The 19,489-nt window shown below is 32.9% G+C and carries 16 protein-coding genes; 13 read left to right on the top strand and 3 right to left on the bottom strand.

Going from position 1 to position 19,489, the window contains the following annotated elements; all coding sequences use genetic code 11:
- Positions 1-170: 170 nt before the first annotated feature.
- Positions 171-1,370, bottom strand: a complete 1,200-nt coding sequence (locus tag CN925_RS02345) for a M20 family metallopeptidase (RefSeq protein ID WP_098844374.1) — start codon at positions 1,368-1,370, stop codon at positions 171-173.
- A 196-nt stretch (positions 1,371-1,566) separates the two neighbouring features.
- On the opposite strand from CN925_RS02345, the gene CN925_RS02340 reads away from it, so the two are divergent.
- The 4 genes from CN925_RS02340 (at position 1,567) to hemY (ending at position 7,550) form a co-directional block, all read left to right on the top strand.
- Positions 1,567-3,702 carry a transglycosylase domain-containing protein gene (locus tag CN925_RS02340; RefSeq protein WP_098844371.1) on the top strand — a complete coding sequence of 712 codons (2,136 nt, stop codon included), beginning with the start codon at positions 1,567-1,569 and terminating at the stop codon, positions 3,700-3,702.
- Between the two features lie 399 nt (positions 3,703-4,101).
- On the top strand, positions 4,102-5,145 hold the full coding sequence (gene hemE / locus CN925_RS02335; RefSeq protein WP_098844368.1) for a uroporphyrinogen decarboxylase: 1,044 nt from the start codon (positions 4,102-4,104) through the stop codon (positions 5,143-5,145).
- Between the two features lie 23 nt (positions 5,146-5,168).
- The gene (gene hemH / locus CN925_RS02330; protein WP_098844365.1) at positions 5,169-6,101 is read left to right on the top strand and encodes a ferrochelatase; all 933 of its coding nucleotides are present in this window, start codon (positions 5,169-5,171) and stop codon (positions 6,099-6,101) included.
- 27 nt (positions 6,102-6,128) lie between these two features.
- Positions 6,129-7,550 (top strand): protoporphyrinogen oxidase, encoded by a 1,422-nt coding sequence (gene hemY, locus CN925_RS02325; protein WP_098844362.1) that lies wholly within the window; start codon positions 6,129-6,131, stop codon positions 7,548-7,550.
- Between the two features lie 113 nt (positions 7,551-7,663).
- Here hemY and yhfH read toward each other — a convergent pair whose 3' ends face one another.
- Positions 7,664-7,783 (bottom strand): protein YhfH, encoded by a 120-nt coding sequence (gene yhfH, locus CN925_RS02320; RefSeq protein ID WP_483295157.1) that lies wholly within the window; start codon positions 7,781-7,783, stop codon positions 7,664-7,666.
- Between the two features lie 192 nt (positions 7,784-7,975).
- Here yhfH and CN925_RS02315 point away from each other — a divergent pair, with 192 nt between their 5' ends.
- From CN925_RS02315 to CN925_RS21500, 8 genes are all read left to right on the top strand, one after another.
- Entirely contained in the window at positions 7,976-8,707 is a 732-nt protein-coding gene (locus CN925_RS02315) for an MBL fold metallo-hydrolase (protein ID WP_098844358.1), read from the top strand.
- Positions 8,708-8,720: 13 nt separating this feature from the next.
- On the top strand, positions 8,721-9,710 hold the full coding sequence (lplA, locus tag CN925_RS02310) for a lipoate--protein ligase (protein ID WP_098844355.1): 990 nt from the start codon (positions 8,721-8,723) through the stop codon (positions 9,708-9,710).
- A 150-nt stretch (positions 9,711-9,860) separates the two neighbouring features.
- Positions 9,861-11,393 carry a fatty acid--CoA ligase family protein gene (locus CN925_RS02305; protein ID WP_098844352.1) on the top strand — a complete coding sequence of 511 codons (1,533 nt, stop codon included), beginning with the start codon at positions 9,861-9,863 and terminating at the stop codon, positions 11,391-11,393.
- Between the two features lie 462 nt (positions 11,394-11,855).
- Positions 11,856-13,130, top strand: a complete 1,275-nt coding sequence (locus CN925_RS02300; protein ID WP_098844349.1) for a M48 family metallopeptidase — start codon at positions 11,856-11,858, stop codon at positions 13,128-13,130.
- Positions 13,131-13,404: 274 nt separating this feature from the next.
- Positions 13,405-14,991, top strand: coding sequence for a malate synthase A (gene aceB / locus CN925_RS02295; protein WP_098844346.1), 1,587 nt, complete (start codon positions 13,405-13,407; stop codon positions 14,989-14,991).
- 18 nt (positions 14,992-15,009) lie between these two features.
- On the top strand, positions 15,010-16,299 hold the full coding sequence (aceA, locus tag CN925_RS02290; protein ID WP_098844344.1) for an isocitrate lyase: 1,290 nt from the start codon (positions 15,010-15,012) through the stop codon (positions 16,297-16,299).
- Positions 16,300-16,594: 295 nt separating this feature from the next.
- Positions 16,595-17,170 carry a competence protein ComK gene (locus CN925_RS02285; RefSeq protein WP_098844341.1) on the top strand — a complete coding sequence of 192 codons (576 nt, stop codon included), beginning with the start codon at positions 16,595-16,597 and terminating at the stop codon, positions 17,168-17,170.
- Between the two features lie 293 nt (positions 17,171-17,463).
- Positions 17,464-17,592, top strand: a complete 129-nt coding sequence (locus CN925_RS21500) for a hypothetical protein (RefSeq protein ID WP_286138239.1) — start codon at positions 17,464-17,466, stop codon at positions 17,590-17,592.
- Positions 17,593-17,773: 181 nt separating this feature from the next.
- On the opposite strand, the gene CN925_RS02280 is transcribed toward CN925_RS21500, so the two are convergent.
- Positions 17,774-18,283 carry a hypothetical protein gene (locus CN925_RS02280; protein ID WP_098844338.1) on the bottom strand — a complete coding sequence of 170 codons (510 nt, stop codon included), beginning with the start codon at positions 18,281-18,283 and terminating at the stop codon, positions 17,774-17,776.
- Between the two features lie 547 nt (positions 18,284-18,830).
- On the opposite strand from CN925_RS02280, the gene CN925_RS02275 reads away from it, so the two are divergent.
- Positions 18,831-19,472, top strand: coding sequence for a TVP38/TMEM64 family protein (locus CN925_RS02275; RefSeq protein WP_098844335.1), 642 nt, complete (start codon positions 18,831-18,833; stop codon positions 19,470-19,472).
- Positions 19,473-19,489: the final 17 nt, after the last annotated feature.

Below are 19,489 nucleotides of genomic sequence, written 5' to 3'. Positions count from 1 at the left end.
AAATAGAAAGATACTTCCTCATAATAGGTTCATGAGGAAGTAAACCAGCAAATATTAGAAAGTTCCTTACTCATGACAGGTTTTAGTGGAAATCAACCAAAAATTGGCGTAGTTGACAAAATCATTTTTCAACACTCTGAAAAGGAGAACCTATAAAGTTCTCCTTTTTCTTATTTTTGTTCAACTAATGTTTGTGATTGTTTTAATGAAGCTAATGTCACAGAGCCAAGTGTTTTTGCTGCAATTAGCATAGCTTTTTCGTCAAAATCAAATTTTGGATGGTGATGAGGATATGCTTCTGTAACGTGAGGCGGTTTAGCTCCTGTGAAGAAGAAAGTTCCTGGTACTTTTTGTAAGTAGTATGCGAAATCTTCTCCGCCCATTTTAGGGTCCATTTCTTTTAATTGCCTAACTTCATCAATTGATTCGGCTACTTTAACTAATAAGTCAGTTTCTTTTTCATGATTTACTACTGGAGGATATCCATCATCGTATTTATATTCGTATGTAACATCATTTGCTAGACAAATGCCTTTTATGATTCTAGCTATTTGTTTTTTTACTTTCTCTTGTGTTTCCTTTTTGAACGTACGAACCGTTCCGATTAAAGTTGCTCGATCGGCGATAACATTAAAAGCATTTTTTGCTTCGAAACTTCCGATTGATAAGACTACAGTATCAATTGGATTTGTTTCTCGACTAACGACTTGTTGAAGTGCCATAACTAGTTGACTAGCAATCACAATACTGTCTTTTGTTCGATGGGGTTCTGCACCATGACCGCCTTGCCCCTGGATTGTGATTGAAAAACGATCAGCAGCTGCCATAATTGGGCCCTTTCGATAACCAATCGTTCCTAATTCTTCAATTGCCCACAAATGGGTTCCATAAACCTCATCAACACCGTCTAAACAGCCATCAGCGATCATCGAAATTGCTCCACCTGGTGCATATTCTTCTGCATGTTGGTGAAGTAACACAATTTTACCGTCCCATGAATCTTTTTGCTCATGAAGTGCCTTTGCTAAATATAGAAGTGTAGCAGTATGACCATCATGACCACATGCATGCATAACGCCAGGTACTTTTGAGGAATAAGGAACATTTTTCTCATCTTGAATAGGCAATGCATCAAAATCAGCTCGTAAGGCGATTGTTTTTCCAGGGTTTCGACCATGGATTGTAGCAACAACACCATTTCCACCGACATTTGATTTGAATGGAATATTTAATTGTTGATAAAAGTTTTGAATGAATTTTGCTGTCTCGTACTCTTTAAATGAAAGCTCAGGATTTTCATGTAAGTATCTACGTGTCGATACCATCTCCGGATAATATGAATCTAATAAAGAAAATAAATCTGACATTATTTCACCCTCCTACATACTATCTATATAACCTATTCAAGAAATGTAATTGATATCCTTCAAAATATCTTCCATTAAGAAATGACGAAAAATGTATTTCCAAGGAAATATCCATCGAAAATTAGGAAATAATGACTTATTCGTGGGAATAAATGGATATACTATTTGTTAGAAGGTAAGAGAAATGAAGGTGAAATAATTGAAAAAGTGGGGATTTTTAGCAATAGGACTGATAAGTGTCCTGTTAATTAGCTTTGTTGGATTTTTACTAATCGTTTTCTTAGGTAATTATGTTATAGATGAAGATAAGTTAGTCATCCATTCATCATCTGAAATGGTAGATTTAGAGGGGAATTTTATATCAAAGCTATATAATGAAAATCATCAAATCGTTTCAATTAATGATATACCTAATTATACTAAACAAGCTTTTGTTTCAATTGAAGATGAACGTTTCTATAAGCACCATGGAATTGATACTCAATCAATCTTTCGGGCTATAGTAAATGATATAAAAGCATTTAGTAAAGTACAAGGAGCGAGTACACTTACTCAACAACTTGCAAAGAATGTTTTTTTGACGCACGACAAAACATTTATGAGAAAAACAAAGGAAGTCATTATAGCAATTAATCTAGAAAGAAAGTATACAAAAGATCAAATTCTAGAAATGTATTTAAACCAAGTTTATTTCGGTCACGGTGTATATGGCATTGGCGGGGCTGCAAAATATTATTTCGGGAAAGATGTTAAAAATTTGACGATTGAAGAAAGTGCATCTCTAGCAGCCTTATTAAAAGCTCCGTCACATTATGATCCAATCACACAACCGGTGAGATCTTTAGAACGTAGGAATCTTGTTTTATATAAAATGCTAGATACTCATTATATAACTGAATCAGAATATGAGAAAGCTAAAAGCAAACCAACAGTATTACATATTACAGAACAAAAATTTGAAAATGGATATGCTACATACATAGATATGGTTATAAAGGAAGCAAAAGAGAAATACGGCATTTCTTATGACCAACTTTTAAATGGTGGATACAAAGTTGTCGTTCCAATCCATAAAAAAACACAATTAACCGCCTATAAGTATTTTAAAAATGGAAACTATTTTCCGGGAACTGATCAAAATGCTGAAGGTGCCTTCGTATTAATAAACTCGGAAACTGGTGGTGTTGAGGCGGCAATTGGAGGTAGAAATTACTATTTTCAAGGACTAAATCGAATTAACGTGAAAAGACAACCTGGTTCAACAATGAAGCCTTTACTTGTTTATTCACCAGCACTTGAAACTGGAAATTACAATCCGTATTCTTTATTACCTAATGAGCAAAGTGCATTAGGAGACTATAAACCAAAAAATTATAATGGAGTTTATACGAAGACAATTTCGATGTTTAATGCATTAATAGAGTCAGCGAATGTACCAGCAGTATGGTTATTAAATGATATTGGAATTGATCAAGCAAAAGAATATCTAGAAAAAATGGATTTGAGTATTCCTGATCAAGGTTTAAGTATGGCGCTTGGGGGACTTAAGATTGGTTTAACACCATTAGAGCTAGTAAAAGCTTATAGCGCTTTTGATCATGATGGAGATGCATTAGAGCCTTTCGTTATTAATGCGATTTATGATCGAAATAATGAATTAGTTGCCGAAGTGAAAATTAAGGAATATAAAGTGTTTTCATCACAAACCTCTTGGTATATGACGAAAATGCTAAAAGGTGTTGTAAATGAAGGGACAGCTAGTAGAGGAAGTTTTAATGGCGATTTAGCTGGTAAAACGGGATCTACGAATATACCTGGCCAAACAAACGGAAACAAAGATGCTTGGTTTGTAGGCTATACACCAGACGTTGTAGGGGCAATTTGGATGGGATATGATAAAACAGATTCAAAACATTACTTAAGAAATGGTAGTACCTATCCAACTATATTATTCAAAAAGATTTTAAGTGAAGCAGGAAGAGAACCATCTACAAAATTTAAAAAGCCAAAAAATATCGACGATTTAGAATCACCGATAAATTTAGAGCCTATTTCTAATGTTCAATCAAAAGTATCTTTCTCTCCATTTGGATTATTCACGGTTGTCATTAATTGGAATGCACCAACTGACCACAGACAACAATATCGAATCTATCGAGTGAAGAATGGAAAAGAGAAATTAATAGATACTGTTACTGGTTTAGATGAGTACAAAGATTCCTTCGTAAATGTATTTAATGTACCTTCTTATTATGTAGTACCGTACAATCCTCAAACAAAAGAAGAAGGTCAGAGGTCTAAACTTGTCAAACCTAACATAAGAAATAAGGAATAGACATTTTAAGGCTCTCCTTCTTATCACATGATTTGAAGGGGAGTTTTTTATTTCCATATTAAAACTATTTATAAAAAAACTGTATCTCTTAAAAAATAATCGTAAAGAGATTAAGTAGATTGAACTATGAGATCAAATCGAACATAAAAAAAAGAATGATTAAACTACTTTATTTTATAAAAAGTAGTATTAAATAAAGATTATTGATTCGATATTTTAGACATATTTTGATATAATTTTTAATGGGAAAAGTCTGGTAGTAAAATAGACCTATTAATTGAGAAAAATTGTAAAATCAGTGAACATTATGTGTCAAAATTCGAGTTTTCTATACAATTAATGGTTCAATCAGTATATTTAATAGTAGAGTTTGGAAAAGTGAAAGGGAGACTTTGAAGGATGAAAAAAGATTTTAACGATACATTTCTTAAAGCGATTAAGGGAGAAGAAGTAACGCATACACCAGTTTGGTATATGAGACAAGCAGGGCGTTCTCAGCCAGAATACCGAAAAATAAAAGAAAAATATTCTTTATTTGAAATTACTCATCAACCTGAATTATGCGCTTACGTAACAGCGCTTCCAGTGGATCAATATAATGTTGATGCAGCTATTTTATATAAAGATATTATGTCTCCACTTCCTGCAATTGGAGTAGACGTAGAAATTCAATCAGGAGTAGGACCGGTAATAAGCAATCCTATTCGTTCTTTAGCAGATGTAAAAAAGTTAACTGATATTCATCCAGAAGAGCAATTACCTTATATCTATGAGACGATTAAATTATTAACAACAGAGGTTCTTTCTGTTCCATTAATTGGATTCGCGGGTGCACCTTTTACAGTTGCTAGCTATATGATCGAAGGAAGACCATCAAGAAGCTATAATAAAACAAAATCATTTATGTATGCAGAGCCAGAAGCATGGTTTGCTTTAATGGATCATTTAGCAGACATGACAATTAAATACGTAAAGGCTCAAGTAAAAGCAGGGGCAAGTGCAATTCAATTATTTGATTCATGGGTTGGTGCTTTAAATGCTACTGATTATCGCATTTATATTAAACCATGCATGGATAAAATTTTTACAGCACTTAAAGCAGATCATATTCCAACGACTATGTTTGGAATTGGAGCAAGTCATTTAATTCATGAATGGAATGAACTACCTGTAGATGTAATTGGTTTAGATTGGAGAACTTCTATTACTGAAGCTCGCTCTTTAGGCATTACGAAAACACTTCAAGGGAATTTAGATCCTTCGTTTTTATTAGCACCATGGGAAGTTATTGAGAAACGTGCAAAGGAAATATTAGATGAGGGTATGGCAAATCCAGGTCATATTTTCAACTTAGGTCATGGGGTATTCCCTGAAGTAAATCCTGATACTCTTAAACGTTTAACAAGTTTTGTACATGAGTATTCATCAAGGGTTAAAGCTTAATTTAAAAGGACTATGGTGATGACATGAAAGAAAAAATCGGTTTATTAGTTATGGCTTACGGCACGCCATACAAAGAATCAGATATTGAGCGTTATTATACAGATATTCGTAGAGGTAGAAAGCCGAGCCAAGAAGCGCTAGAAGAATTGACAGAACGATATCGTGCAATTGGGGGAATCTCTCCTTTAGCAAAAATAACAATTGACCAAGCAAAAGCATTAGAAGAAGATTTAAATAAGATCCAAGACAAAGTAGAATTCAAAATGTACATCGGACTGAAACATATCGAACCATTCATTGAAGATGCAGTAGATGAAATGAAAAAAGACGGTATAACAAAAGCAGTTAGTATCGTACTTGCACCACATTATTCTACGTTTAGTGTTAAATCGTATAACGAACGTGCTACAAATCATTCAGAAAAAATTGACGGACCAAAGATTATCCATGTAGATGATTGGTATAAGGAAGAACGATTTATTCAATATTGGGTTCGTGAGGTAGAAGCAATTCTTGAACCAATGAATGAAGAGCAACGTGTGAAAACGGCATTTATTTTTTCAGCACATAGTTTACCTGAAAAAATTCTTAACTTTGGAGATCCATACCCAGAGCAACTTAAAGAAACTGCCGAGTTAGTAGTACAGCAATCAGATATTCGTCATTATTTTCTAGGTTGGCAAAGTGCTGGTAATACACCAGAGCCTTGGCTAGGACCAGATGTACAAGATTTAACACGTGAGTTGGATGAAAATTATGATTTTGAAACGTACGTCTATTTACCATTAGGATTTGTAAGTGAACATTTAGAAGTACTTTATGATAACGATATAGAATGTAAACAAGTAACCGAAGAAATTCAAAAAGCATATGTTCGTCCACCGATGCCAAATACGGATCCATTATTTATTAGTGGACTTAGTACAGTTGTATTAAGAAAATTAAACGAACAATAATATGGTTTTGAAATAGGAGGTAAAGAAGTGAATAAGAAGGTTGTCATTATTGGTGGCGGTATTACTGGATTGACATCTGCCTACTATTTAAAACAAGAAAAATTAAAAAATAATCTTCCGATTGATATTCAATTAATTGAAGGTTCATCAAGGCTTGGAGGAAAAATCCAAACAGTTAGAAAAGATGGATTTGTAATTGAGCGTGGTCCTGATTCATTTTTGGCAAGGAAAAGAAGTGCCTATCGATTAGCTGAAAACCTAGGTATCCAAGATCAAATCGTATTTAACTCCTCTGGAAAATCTTATGTATTAGCTCATAATAAATTACACGGTATGCCAGAAGGTTCAAACATGGGGATTCCTACACAAATTAAACCATTTATTTTTTCAGGTCTATTTTCACCAGCAGGAAAAATTCGTGCGGGATTAGATTTTGTTTTACCAAAAACACATGTCCAAGGAGATATGTCATTAGGTAAATTTTTTAGAAGAAGACTTGGGAATGAAGTAGTTGAGAATCTAATTGAGCCCCTTTTATCAGGGATTTATTCAGGCGATATTGACCAAATGAGTTTAATGGCGACATTTCCTCAATTCTTCCAAATTGAACAAAAACATCAAAGTATTGTTTTAGGTATGAAAAAAGAGATGCCTGCAAAGAAATCAAAAGGTCCGAGAAAAGGTATTTTCCAGACTGTAAGTACAGGCCTTCAAACAATCGTTGAACGAATTGAAGAAGAGTTAGATCCGGAAGAAGTTTTAAAAGGTGTACAAGTAGTTAATATAAATAAAATTGGAAAAAAATATGAGATTGTACTTAGCAATAATGAAAAGATTGAATCAGATTCAATTATCGTTACTGTACCTCATCGTTTCATTCCACAATTATTTAACGATAAACCTGTATTTGAGCCTTTCAAAAAAGTACCTTCAACATCAGTTGCCAATGTTGCACTTGCTTTTCCAGAGCATGCGATTAAGAAGGATATAGATGGTACAGGCTTTGTTGTTTCACGAAACAATGATTATAATATAACAGCGTGTACATGGACTCATAAAAAGTGGGCACATGCTTGCCCAAAGGGTAAAGTTCTTTTACGTTGTTACGTTGGACGACCTTACAATAAAGAAATAGTCGATAAAACGGATGAAGAACTTGTTGAAATTGTATTAGAAGATTTAAGAAAGACGATGGATATAACTGAAAAACCAGAGTTTTATATTGTTTCCAGATGGAAAGATGCTATGCCTCAATATACGATTAATCATAAAGAGCGTACGAGAAATATGGAGCAATATTTACAAAAAGAAATGCCTGGTGTATCGGTAATCGGTTGCTCTTTTTATGGGTCCGGCTTACCTGACTGTATAGATCAAGGTGAAAAAGCAGTTTCAGATACAATTGAATACTTGTTCGCACATGAAAAACAAGCAGTTCGAAATTATTAAGGCTTTTAAAAAATGTAATAAAGATTAGAGCAACCAAAAAAGTAGATTGATACTTTTTTGGTTGCTCTTTTTATTTTGTCTCTGTATTAATAATCTGTTTAATAAAGCGGAACTTAAAAACTATCTTTTAAGCAATTGGAGCAAGTGTTACTGTAGCAGTCGTGTTGTTCTTCAATCGTCGAATTACAGTGTTTACATAATTTTTTTGGTAATCGTTTTAAAAATTCGGACATTTTTACTAGCATATTACCCTCTCCTTTAGTTAACTTATTAGTATTGTATTACTACAACGTATTTTGTGTCAATCTGTATTAGTACAATTTTTAAAAAATAATTTAAATGCCTATTTTTGTTAAACAGTAAGGACAAGCTTATAAATTTAAAATTTCATAGAAATAATAAGGACAAAGGAGTGTGTTTGTTTTATGAAAGTGACCGTTATTGGATATTGGGGCGGCTACCCAGGGAAAGGTGAGGCAACTTCATGTTATTTATTTAAATCAAAAAATTTTAATCTATTGGTTGATTGTGGTTCAGGTGCATTAGCTACATTACAAAATTACATAGATCCTAATAACTTAAATGCTGTAATCCTATCACATTATCATCATGATCATATTGCAGATATAGGCGTACTACAATACTTCAAACTTGTAAACGATGGAGTGGATCAGTTTCCTTTACCTATATACGGACATCATTTTGATCATGCAAAATTTAATTCCTTAACATATAAAGAAGTAACAAAAGGATATGAATATGATCCGAATGAAGGCCTCAACCTAGGACCATTTACTATTCGTTTTATGAAAACAGTTCACCCGGTAGATTGCTTTGCTATGCGAATTGAAACGACAACCCACTCGGTAGTCTATACAGCTGATTCAAGCTATACTGAGGACTTCATACCGTTTTCTTCCAATGCGGATTTACTGATAAGTGACTGTAATATGTATGAAAACCAAGATGGATCTAAAGTGGGGCATATGAGCAGCAAAGATGCAGCAACAATTGCAAATGAAGCAAATGTAAAAGAACTATTATTATCACATCTTCCGCATAAGGGAGATACAAAAAACTTATTAAGTGAAGCCAGAAAGTATTATAATGGACTTGTTCATTTAGCTTATACAGGATTTGAATGGAAATCGAAGTGATAGGAGGATACGTATGCTATTTTTAGATAATAGGGGGATAACAGATCCAACATTAAATTTAGCGATGGAAGAATATGCGCTAAAAAATCTAAATCCTGAAAATACATATTTTTTATTTTATATTAATGAACCATCAATTATTATTGGTAAAAATCAAAATACTGCCGAGGAGATTAATGCATCATATGTAAATGATCATCATATCCATGTCGTTCGAAGATTATCTGGCGGTGGAGCGGTATACCATGATTTAGGGAATCTTAACTTTAGTTTTATTACAAAAGATGACGGTGACAGCTTTCATAATTTTAGAAAGTTTACCGAGCCAGTGATTGAGGCATTAAGAGAACTCGGTGTGAATGCTGAACTAAGTGGAAGAAATGATATTTTAGCAGAAGGTAGAAAAATTTCGGGTAATGCACAATTTTCAACAAAAGGTAGAATGTTTAGCCATGGTACATTGTTATTTGATAGTGATATAGATGAAGTTGTTAATGCATTAAATGTAAAACTGGAAAAAATTCAATCGAAAGGAATTAAATCAGTCCGAAGTAGAGTTGCCAACATTAAGGAGTTTTTAAAAGACGATTTAACAATCCTAGAATTCAAAGATTTAATTTTACAATCTATTTTTAAAGAACATGGGAAAATAGAACGATACGAATGGACAGATGAGGATCTAAAAAATATTCAAGAACTCGCTGAAAGTAGATACCGAAATTGGGATTGGAATTTTGGAAAATCTCCTAAATGTAATATACAACAAAGTAAAAGATTTACAGCTGGTTCAATTGATCTTCGTTTAGATGTAAACAAAGGATTCATTGAGAATGTTAAAATTTATGGTGATTTCTTTGGGGTGGGCGATGTCTCTGATATAGAACAGCTTTTGATTGGCAGTAAATTTGATCAACAAGAGATTGAAAATAAGCTAAATGGTGTTAATTTTACCCATTATTTTGGTAATGTAACGAAAGAAGAATTTATGAGTTTATTATTTTAAAAAAAGAGTAGGGAACTACTCTTTTTTTGTTTGCAGAAAAAATTAGAAGTCTAAAAAGTGCTAGTTTTCTCACTTGTCAGAATTGTTTTCTAGCAATATAATATATTTAGAATATTTTAAATTTTTATATTTAAAAGGGGGTAATTTTTCTTGAATTTAGTTGAAACACTGTCACAATCAGCTTTGGGACATCCAGAACATTCTGCTATTATCTTTGAAGGGCAAACATTTTCATACTCAACACTAGAAACTTATATTACGAAATTTGCCAGTGGCCTCTCAAAACTAGGGATTGAAAAGGGAGATAAAGTAGCCCTAGTTGTTGGTAATTCTCCCCATTTTATTATAGCGCTATACGGTGCGTTGAAGGTTGGAGCGGCTGTCATACCGGTAAATCCTCTATATGCACCAGATGAATTAGTATACATATTAACAAACGGCGACGCAAAAGCAGTAATCACCTTAGACTTATTTCTTCCACTAGTAGAAAAAGCTTCACCGATTCTTCCTAATATTGAACACTTCATTATTTGTGAAACAAAACAAGAAAATCCTTATGAATTTGAGAACAATAAATTGAAATCGTTTACAAATGTAGTTGGACTTGGAAATCTAGATTTCAAAGGACCTAAATTACATGATGATGATTTAGCAGTCATTTTATATACTTCTGGTACAACAGGAAAACCAAAAGGAGCTATGTTAACGCATAAAAACCTATATTCAAATGCCATGGATGCTGGACACTTCTTAGGCTTTTCAAGTACAGAAAAGGTAATTGCAACCTTACCTGCTTTCCATGTATTTTGTTTAACGGTAGCTTTAAATGCACCTTTAATGTATGGAGCTACTGTTATTTTAGTGCCTAAATTTAGCCCAAAAGAAATATTTGATATTATTCGTACATACAAAGCAACTGTATTTGCAGGTGTGCCTACAATGTATAATTTCTTATATCAATACCCTGAAGGTAAGACTGAAGACTTTGAATCAATCCGACTTTGCATTTCGGGTGGTTCATCATTGCCAGTTGCACTTTTAGAGAATTTTGAGAAGAAATTTAACGTAATTATTTCGGAAGGCTATGGATTGTCAGAAGCTTCACCAGTAACGACTTTTAATCCATTAGACCGTCCAAGAAAACCAGGGTCAATTGGAACAAATATTAGCAATGTAGAAAATAAAGTAGTGAATGAACTTGGTGAAGAAGTTCCAGTAGGTGTAGTAGGTGAATTAATTGCCCGCGGGCCTAATATTATGAAGGGCTATTATAATATGCCAGAAGAAACAGCAATGACGATTCGTGATGGTTGGTTATATACTGGTGACTTAGCAAGAAAAGACGAAGATGGTTATTTCTATATTGTCGATCGTAAAAAAGAATTGATTCTTGTTGGCGGCTATAATGTATACCCTCGTGAGGTAGAAGAGGTAATATATAATCATCCAGATGTTGTTGAATGTGCGGTGATCGGGTTACCAGATGAAAACTTTGGAGAAAGTGTAAAAGCTTATGTTGTTTCAAAAAATCCTTCATTAAGTGTGGAAACTTTGGCTGAATATTGCAAGGCACACTTAGCCAAATATAAAGTACCAAGATCAATAGAATTCATTCCAGAGCTACCAAAAAATGCAACTGGTAAAATACTTAGAAGAGCTTTAAAAGATTCAGTTACACAATAAATTGAGGTAATAGAAGTACAACCCGAATAAGGTTGTACTTTTTTAGTTTAAGAATAGTGAAGCCCTGTATTGTCAGTAGTTTTAGATAGAAATTTGTACTCAATTATTTAGAGGTATAAATCCTTATTTATAAAATAATAATAGTTAATAAGTTTTTAGTTAGTTATAGTTAATTGCAGTTACTTTGAAGAAGTATTTGGAATTAAAAAGTGGGACGAATTAACTCCAGAAGAGGATACAGATAAATCAATGTGGTCTTTCTTCTTAAACAGAGCAAAAAATGAAGAAAATATATGAGATTGAAAGAAAAAAATTCCAAACTACGATCTACTAGTCGTGGTTTTATTTTTTATATCATTATTTAGGAGTAATCTTAATTCAACTAAAGTATTTAACAAAAATAATAGGTTGCTGTTCTAAAAAATTGGACAAAGTTGATAATATAGAATGGGGGGAGATTTTATGAGGAAAGAAACCAAATCTAAATTAACCAAATTCATTTGTATTGGTTATCTCGTTTATATCATTTTAGTCCTGTTATATTTTTATGTTTTTACAACTTCCGACCTACCTTCAAAATATAAGGGAACATTTGTAGATCCACATACTTTTATGAATCATAAAGAAGCTAATTTAAGCTCTAGTTATAGCACATTAAAAAATGTTCTTTACTTTATTACCTTACCGATTGATTGGATTGTATTATCACTTTTATTATTAAGTGGCTCAATTGAAAGATTAGGTAACTCATTATCTAAGTTGACTAGATTTAAGTTCATACAAGTTTTTTTATATTTCTTCTTTGTCTCGATCGTTACATATATCGTTACATTTCCAATTGATTTTTATCGATATAAATTATCGACGAAATACGGATTGTCTGTTCAAACATTTAATGCGTGGATGAAGGATGAAATGATTGGTTTTTGGATAAATTTTGCCATGATGTTTTTTGTGATGTATGTTGTGTATTTATTAATCAAAAAACAGCCAAAGAAATGGTGGTTAACTGCATGGCTATTAAGTATTCCTTTTACGATTTTCTTAACATTTATTCAGCCTGTAGTAATTGATCCATTATATAATGATTTTTACCCGTTAAAAGATAAAACTTTAGAAAAGAAAATTATTACACTTGCGAAAGAAGCAAATATTCCTGCACATCGGGTATATGAAGTAAATATGTCTACTAAGACAACTACTTATAATGCCTATGTTACAGGTATAGGTAAAAACGCTAGAATTGTATTATGGGATACAACTCTTAAAGGGCTAACTGAAGATGAAATTATGTTCATTATGGCTCATGAAATGTCACATTACGTCCACAAAGATATCTATAAATCAATGTTTGGTATGCTAGCAGGTAGTTTAGTCGGTCTGTATATTATTCATTTATTAATGAGGTATGTACGATCAAAGAGTAGGAGTAGTCATTCAAGCGAAAAATTTGCCGTCATCCTAACCTTATTTTTGATCATTAGTGGAATTGTGGGCTTCATTTCTGATCCAGTATCAAATGCATTTTCAAGAAGTGCCGAAAAAAGAGCAGATTTATATGCAGTTAAGCTAACAAATAATTCAGAGGCAGGAATTATAGCGTTTCAAAAATTATCCAAAAACAGTTTGTCTCAAGTAAATCCACCATTTTTAGTAAAATTATTCAGATATGATCATCCGAGTATGTTGGAAAGAATGAAGTATTTAGAGGCGGCTGAAAAAAGAAATAACAAATAATTTCACTGATGTATTAGCTTGTAGAGTGATTGGTTTTATCCAATATCTACAAGCTTTTTTTATTCCTCCATTTGAAATAGATGATGGACACTCGTCTAAAAACACCTATTAAGGGTGTTTTTTATTTAAGTGAAATAACGTTTATTCTTTAAAAAGTTGAGCTGTCGAAAATTCTTTTGAAAATATTTTCAGAATTTAATATCAAATCCGAATATACTGTTATATAATAACATAAGTAAACAATATCTGTTATATAACTGAATGGAGGGATCATATGACAACTGAGCTTTCAAAAATCAAAGTTCTAGGTAATCATGTAGAGGGTTCAACTGACATTCTTACGACTGAAGCATTAAGTTTCTTAGAGCAATTACATCTGAAATTTGATGAACGTAGACAGCAGCTGTTATTAAACAGAAAAGAAAGAATGCGCTTATTGCAAAATGGGGGGAAGCTCCAATTTTTAGAGGAAACAAAACATATTCGGGAAAGTGAATGGACAATTGCACCTATTCCAGCGGATTTACAAGATCGAAGAGTAGAGATAACAGGACCAGTTGATCGAAAAATGATTATTAATGCATTGAACTCTGATGCGTTTGTTTTCATGGCTGATTTTGAAGATGCTACTTCTCCAACTTGGGAAAATATCATTTCGGGTCAAGTTAATTTAAGAGATGCTGTGAATCGAACAATTTCACTTCATTCAAATGGAAAAACATATAAGTTAAAAGAGAAGCCAGCTGTACTATTAGTTCGACCAAGAGGCTGGCACTTAGAAGAAAAACATATCACCGTAAATGGTGAAAACATGTCTGGTAGTTTAGTAGATTTTGGACTTTATTTCTTTCATAATGCGAAACAAGCAATTAAAAACGGCTCAGGACCTTATTTTTATTTACCAAAAATGGAAAGTTATTTAGAAGCAAGATTATGGAATGATGTTTTTTTATTTGCTCAAAATGAATTGAATATACCTATTGGAACGATTAAAGCAACTGTATTAATCGAAACAATTGCTGCTTCATTTGAAATGGATGAAATACTTTATGAATTAAAGGATCATTCAGCAGGGTTTAATTGCGGTAGATGGGATTATATTTTTAGCTTTATAAAAATGATGCGATACGACAAATCAATTATTTTACCTGATCGATCTGTTGTGACGATGGAAGTACCTTTTATGCGTTCTTATTCTCAAAAAGTTATTCAAACTTGTCATCGTAGAAATGCTCCAGCAATTGGAGGAATGGCAGCACAAATTCCAATTAAAGATGATAAAGAGAGAAATGAAATTGCGTTTGAAAAGGTAAGGAAAGATAAAGAGCGTGAAGCAAAGGATGGACACGATGGAACCTGGGTAGCCCATCCTGGTTTAGTAGCTGTAGCTCTTGAACAGTTTAATCGATTTATGCCTACACCTAACCAGATTCATAGAAAGCGTGAGGATGTTAATGTAACTGAAGCGGATCTTTTAGAGATTCCTAGTGGTGTTATTACTGAACAAGGTCTCAGAACGAATATAACAGTTGCGATCCAATATATTGAGGCATGGATAAGTGGTCGAGGCGCGGTGCCATTATACAACTTAATGGAAGATGCTGCCACTGCTGAAATTTCGCGTGCGCAAATTTGGCAATGGGTGCGTCATGAAAAAGGTGTTTTAGAGGATGGTACAAACATAACTTTACAATTAGTGGATTCATTAAAAAATGAAGAAATGATGAAGCTCCAACTAGAAATGGGGAAAGAACAATTCGAAGCAAAACGATTTAAAGAAGCAATTGAATTATTTGATGAGTTAATTAGCAACGATGAATTTACTGACTTTCTGACTTTAAAAGGATATAACTTTTTATAATATTAGGAGGAAATGAATATGACGAAAAATCGTGAAAAGCGTATTGCTGAATTACAAGAAAGCTGGGAGCTTGATTCTAGATGGAATGGTATTACAAGAACATACACTGCTGAAGATGTCATTAAATTAAGAGGATCAATTGATGTTGAACACACATTGGCGAAAAAAGGCGCGGAAAAATTATGGAAGCTTTTAAACGAAGAAAGCTATGTTAATGCACTAGGAGCATTAACTGGAAATCAGGCAATTCAACAAGTTAAAGCAGGTTTGAAGGCTATTTATTTAAGTGGTTGGCAAGTAGCTGCTGATGCGAATCTTTCAGGTCAGATGTATCCAGATCAAAGCTTGTATCCGGCAAATTCTGTACCTGCAGTTGTAAAACGAATTAATCAGGCTTTTCAACGTGCAGATCAAATTCAATATGTAGAAGGTGGAGAAGAAATCGACTACTTCGCACCGATTATGGCAGATGCAGAGGCTGGCTTCGGTGGACAATTAAATGTATTTGAATTAATGAAAAGTATGATCGAAGCAGGGGCGGCAGGTGTACATTTTGAAGATCAATTGTCTTCGGAGAAAAAATGTGGCCATTTAGGTGGGAAAGTATTATTACCAACACAAACGGCGGTTCGTAACTTAATCTCTGCTCGTTTAGCAGCGGATGTAATGGGTGTGCCTACCCTTATTGTTGCAAGAACTGATGCTGATGCAGCAGACTTAATTACAAGTGATATTGATCCAGTCGACAAACAATTTATTACAGGTGAAAGAACACCAGAAGGCTTTTATCGTACAAAAGCTGGGTTAGATCAAGCAATTGCTCGTGGGCTTGCTTATGCACCGTATGCAGACTTAGTTTGGTGTGAGACGTCAGAGCCAAACTTAGAAGATGCAAAACGTTTTGCAGATGCAATTCATGCAAAATTCCCAGGTAAATTACTAGCTTATAACTGCTCACCTTCATTTAACTGGAAGAAGAAACTAGATGACGAAACAATCGAGACATTCCAACAGCAAATTGCAGCAATGGGTTATAAATTCCAATTTGTTACCCTTGCTGGTTTCCATGCATTAAACTTTGGCATGTTTGAATTAGCTAGAAACTACAAAGATCGTGGAATGGGAGCATATTCTGAACTTCAACAAGCTGAATTTGCAAGTGAAAAATATGGCTATACTGCAACAAGACACCAACGCGAAGTTGGAACAGGATATTTTGATCAAGTAGCTCAAGTAATTACTGGAGGAACTTCTTCAACAACTGCTTTAAAAGGCTCTACCGAAGAACAACAATTTTCATCTAAATAATTTAGTAAAAAACCACTTTTTTCAAATATGAGAAAGGTGGTTTTTCTATTGGCTATTTCCTAAAATTTAGTAAACAATGACACTTTTGTTAAAGTATTCAAAAAATGATTTTATAAATAAAGATTTGTGATATTATTTCTCTAACATCAATGTTGCTACTATACTTCATGTTAAAAAAATTTTTTTCTGATCTTGTTAAATTTAATTGTTGGCCTTTAATTTTAATTGTTTGAGAGACTGCTAATAGCCAACAAAATTTAACATTTCAATACTACTAACAGAAGGAGTTGTAAGGATGAATCATGTGAAAGGACAAGTAAAAGTATTAAATGAGTACGAGATTAATAAATCAACAATGGCAATCATTCCAGAATTTACGGTCGATTTAGTAGTGATTTCAAAGGTATATGAAACAGATGATAATTTTTATGTTTTAATGAAACCGATTGAAATTATTGAAAGAAGCTGTGCTTATTTCGGAAGTAGTTACCGGGGAAGGCGCGAAGGAACTAAACAAATGATTTCCATCACTCATAAACCACCAATAGCGATCAGCTCAATGAATCAAATTTTCTTTTTCCCCACTTCATCTTCATTAAAAGTAGAATGTTCTTGGATCTCCTACAATCATGTTGCTAATTTCAGAGGCGGTAAATATAATCGATCAGTAGTTGTATTTATGAATGGTGTTGAACTTCCATTAGAAATATCCCGAGGCTCATTTGAAAACCAATTATACCGAACTGCACATTTAAGGGCTATTTATGAGGATCGGCTCAATCCTGAAAATATCCAACAGAAATCTTATAAACTAATCCCTGATAACGAAATTACTTCATATATAAAAGGAATATCAATACACGAAAAATAAATGTGAAAGATTAAGTTTTGACTACTTAACGATTAGTGAAGTAGTTTTTTTATAGTGATTAATTGAAAATTAGGTAAAGGAAGAGAGTATTGAGAAATTCCGAAATTTAATCCATTAAATTCTTAATAAGTAGGATTATTTGTTATTTCTAATTCAACATAATGCCAGATTAGTTATAATGAACGAAACGGCTCCATTTTGCTTTTCGTAGGTTGCACTTGGCAAGAATGGTAGTAATCAAAAAAGTCTACCAAAACCAAATGTAGAGCTACAAACAAAAGGAGCCGTGTATTATGAAGGATGGTCAAAAAATTATTGTTTTAGACGTTTCAAAAGATATTATTGTTGTTGGAATTGGGAATGGTGAGTTGACAGTTTCGTTCATATCAGTTGATCAAGGGAGATCATTCATACGTTTTTGACCAATTTAGAAAGCCCTGTTCCATATAGGCATAGGACTTCCTTCTTAAGATTAATCTATATCAACCTGTCTTAATTTTTTGTGCCAAATTGATTTTAATGGAGTAGCAAATTGGGTCTCAAATACAATTCTTTTTTACTGGAATGAAATACAAACAATTCATACCATTTTACAATTTATCCTTAGTCGTCATTTTCTTGAATTAGAGAAAATTCATCTACAATTATTCCTTCTGTGCCAAAAAATCCATCAGCGCCTATAGTAATTGTAACAATCGCTCCTTTAGTATGCTCAGGTGCTTGTGCCAATAGATTAAAGACTCTATAGTTCCCTTCATTCATTTCAGGTAGCGTTAATCTATTAAATGTTTTTGTAAAAGTTTGTAGAACAGTTCCATTTTTATCTATGAATTGTAATGTGACAACTGTTGTTGGATTTTCTGGAGAATCTATTCCAGAAGTAGTATTATCATCAGCGAGTGAACCAGTTAATCGGTATACGATTTCTTCTTCTAATCCTTTACTAACTACTTGGCGTATAGCCGAATTAGGATCCATAACTGCTACAAAGTTTCCTTCGAACTGTCGTTTTGCATTTGAAACAGCTGCAGTTCCAAATACAACTGTCCATGGAGCTAAAACTCCTGACTCAAATCCACCATTTACTAGTAATTCAGTATTTTTACTAGACATTCCTATCTCTCCTTTTTATTAAAGATAATATATTAAATTCAAAACAAGAAGAGAGTGTTTGGACTAGCATCACTTTAATTTAAAATGTACTATTTTATTAGTTAATAGAGTAGATTTAATTAGTTTTTGAAGAAAACTACCTTGAATTAATTGATAGGAGGACTAACTAAAACCGTTCCTGCTTTTAGTTGTTTCTAAGCGTTTCAATTCTATGTTTATTAAATGAAATACGCATTGAAAGACTTACAAAAAACAGACTAAGAAGTACTTATTAAATTAACAAATCCTATTTCAACGCATTGAAAATCTCCTTTTTCCATTAAGTGAAGTAGTTTTTTTATCTATTTTAAAAATAGTGTATTAGAATTACATTAAGCATTATTAGGAGCAAATTAGTAAAAAAATATTTATATGATCATCAGTCAAATTATTACAAAAAATACTTGTTAGAATCATTTATTATTATTGAATAAATAGTTATATGTGATAATGTTAACAGTAAGGATATCTATTTAGAAATACGGCTTAAGGGGAGATTCATATTTAAATGAACGTTTTTGACTTAAAGGCTTTTTTTACAGAAGAACATTTTTTACATCTCATTCAACAGTACAAAGATTATGGTCCATTAGTTGGAATTTCAATCCCTTTTATTGAAGCAATTTGTCCAGTGTTACCTTTGGTTATTTTTGTATTTGCTAATGCAGCAGCTTTTGGTCCTTTATTAGGTTTTTTATATTCATGGATTGGTTCTTGCTTAGGTTCCATTTTATTATTCTATGTTGTTAGAAAATTTGGTCAGAAACGATTTTTTTCATTTGTAAGTAAGCATAAGAAGGTAGAATCATCAATAGGGTGGATTGAAAAAAGAGGATTTGGTCCGATTTTTATTATGTTTGCATTTCCGTTTTCACCATCTTTTTTAATAAATATTGTTGCTGGTTTGTCACGTATTAAAATAAAACAATTTCTAATCGCATTAGTACTCGGAAAGTTTACGATGATTGCGATGATTAGTTATTTAGGGAAAGATTTAACTTCAGTTTTTCAAAATCCGATTAAAGCATTGTACATAGGTATATTTATATCCGTGTTGTGGGTTGTTGGAAAAGTGATTGAGAAACGTATGGACCTCAAAGAAAAAACAACAGAGAAAAAGATTGTGTCTCGATCATCTGATGAGCAATAAAGCATATTACTCATGAA

The sequence above is a fragment of the Bacillus sp. AFS055030 genome (genome assembly GCF_002574545.1).
Taxonomy (GTDB): domain Bacteria; phylum Bacillota; class Bacilli; order Bacillales; family Bacillaceae_G; genus Gottfriedia.
The sequence above is the reverse complement of the archived record's forward strand: the minus strand, read 5'-3'. Positions and strand labels throughout refer to the sequence as shown.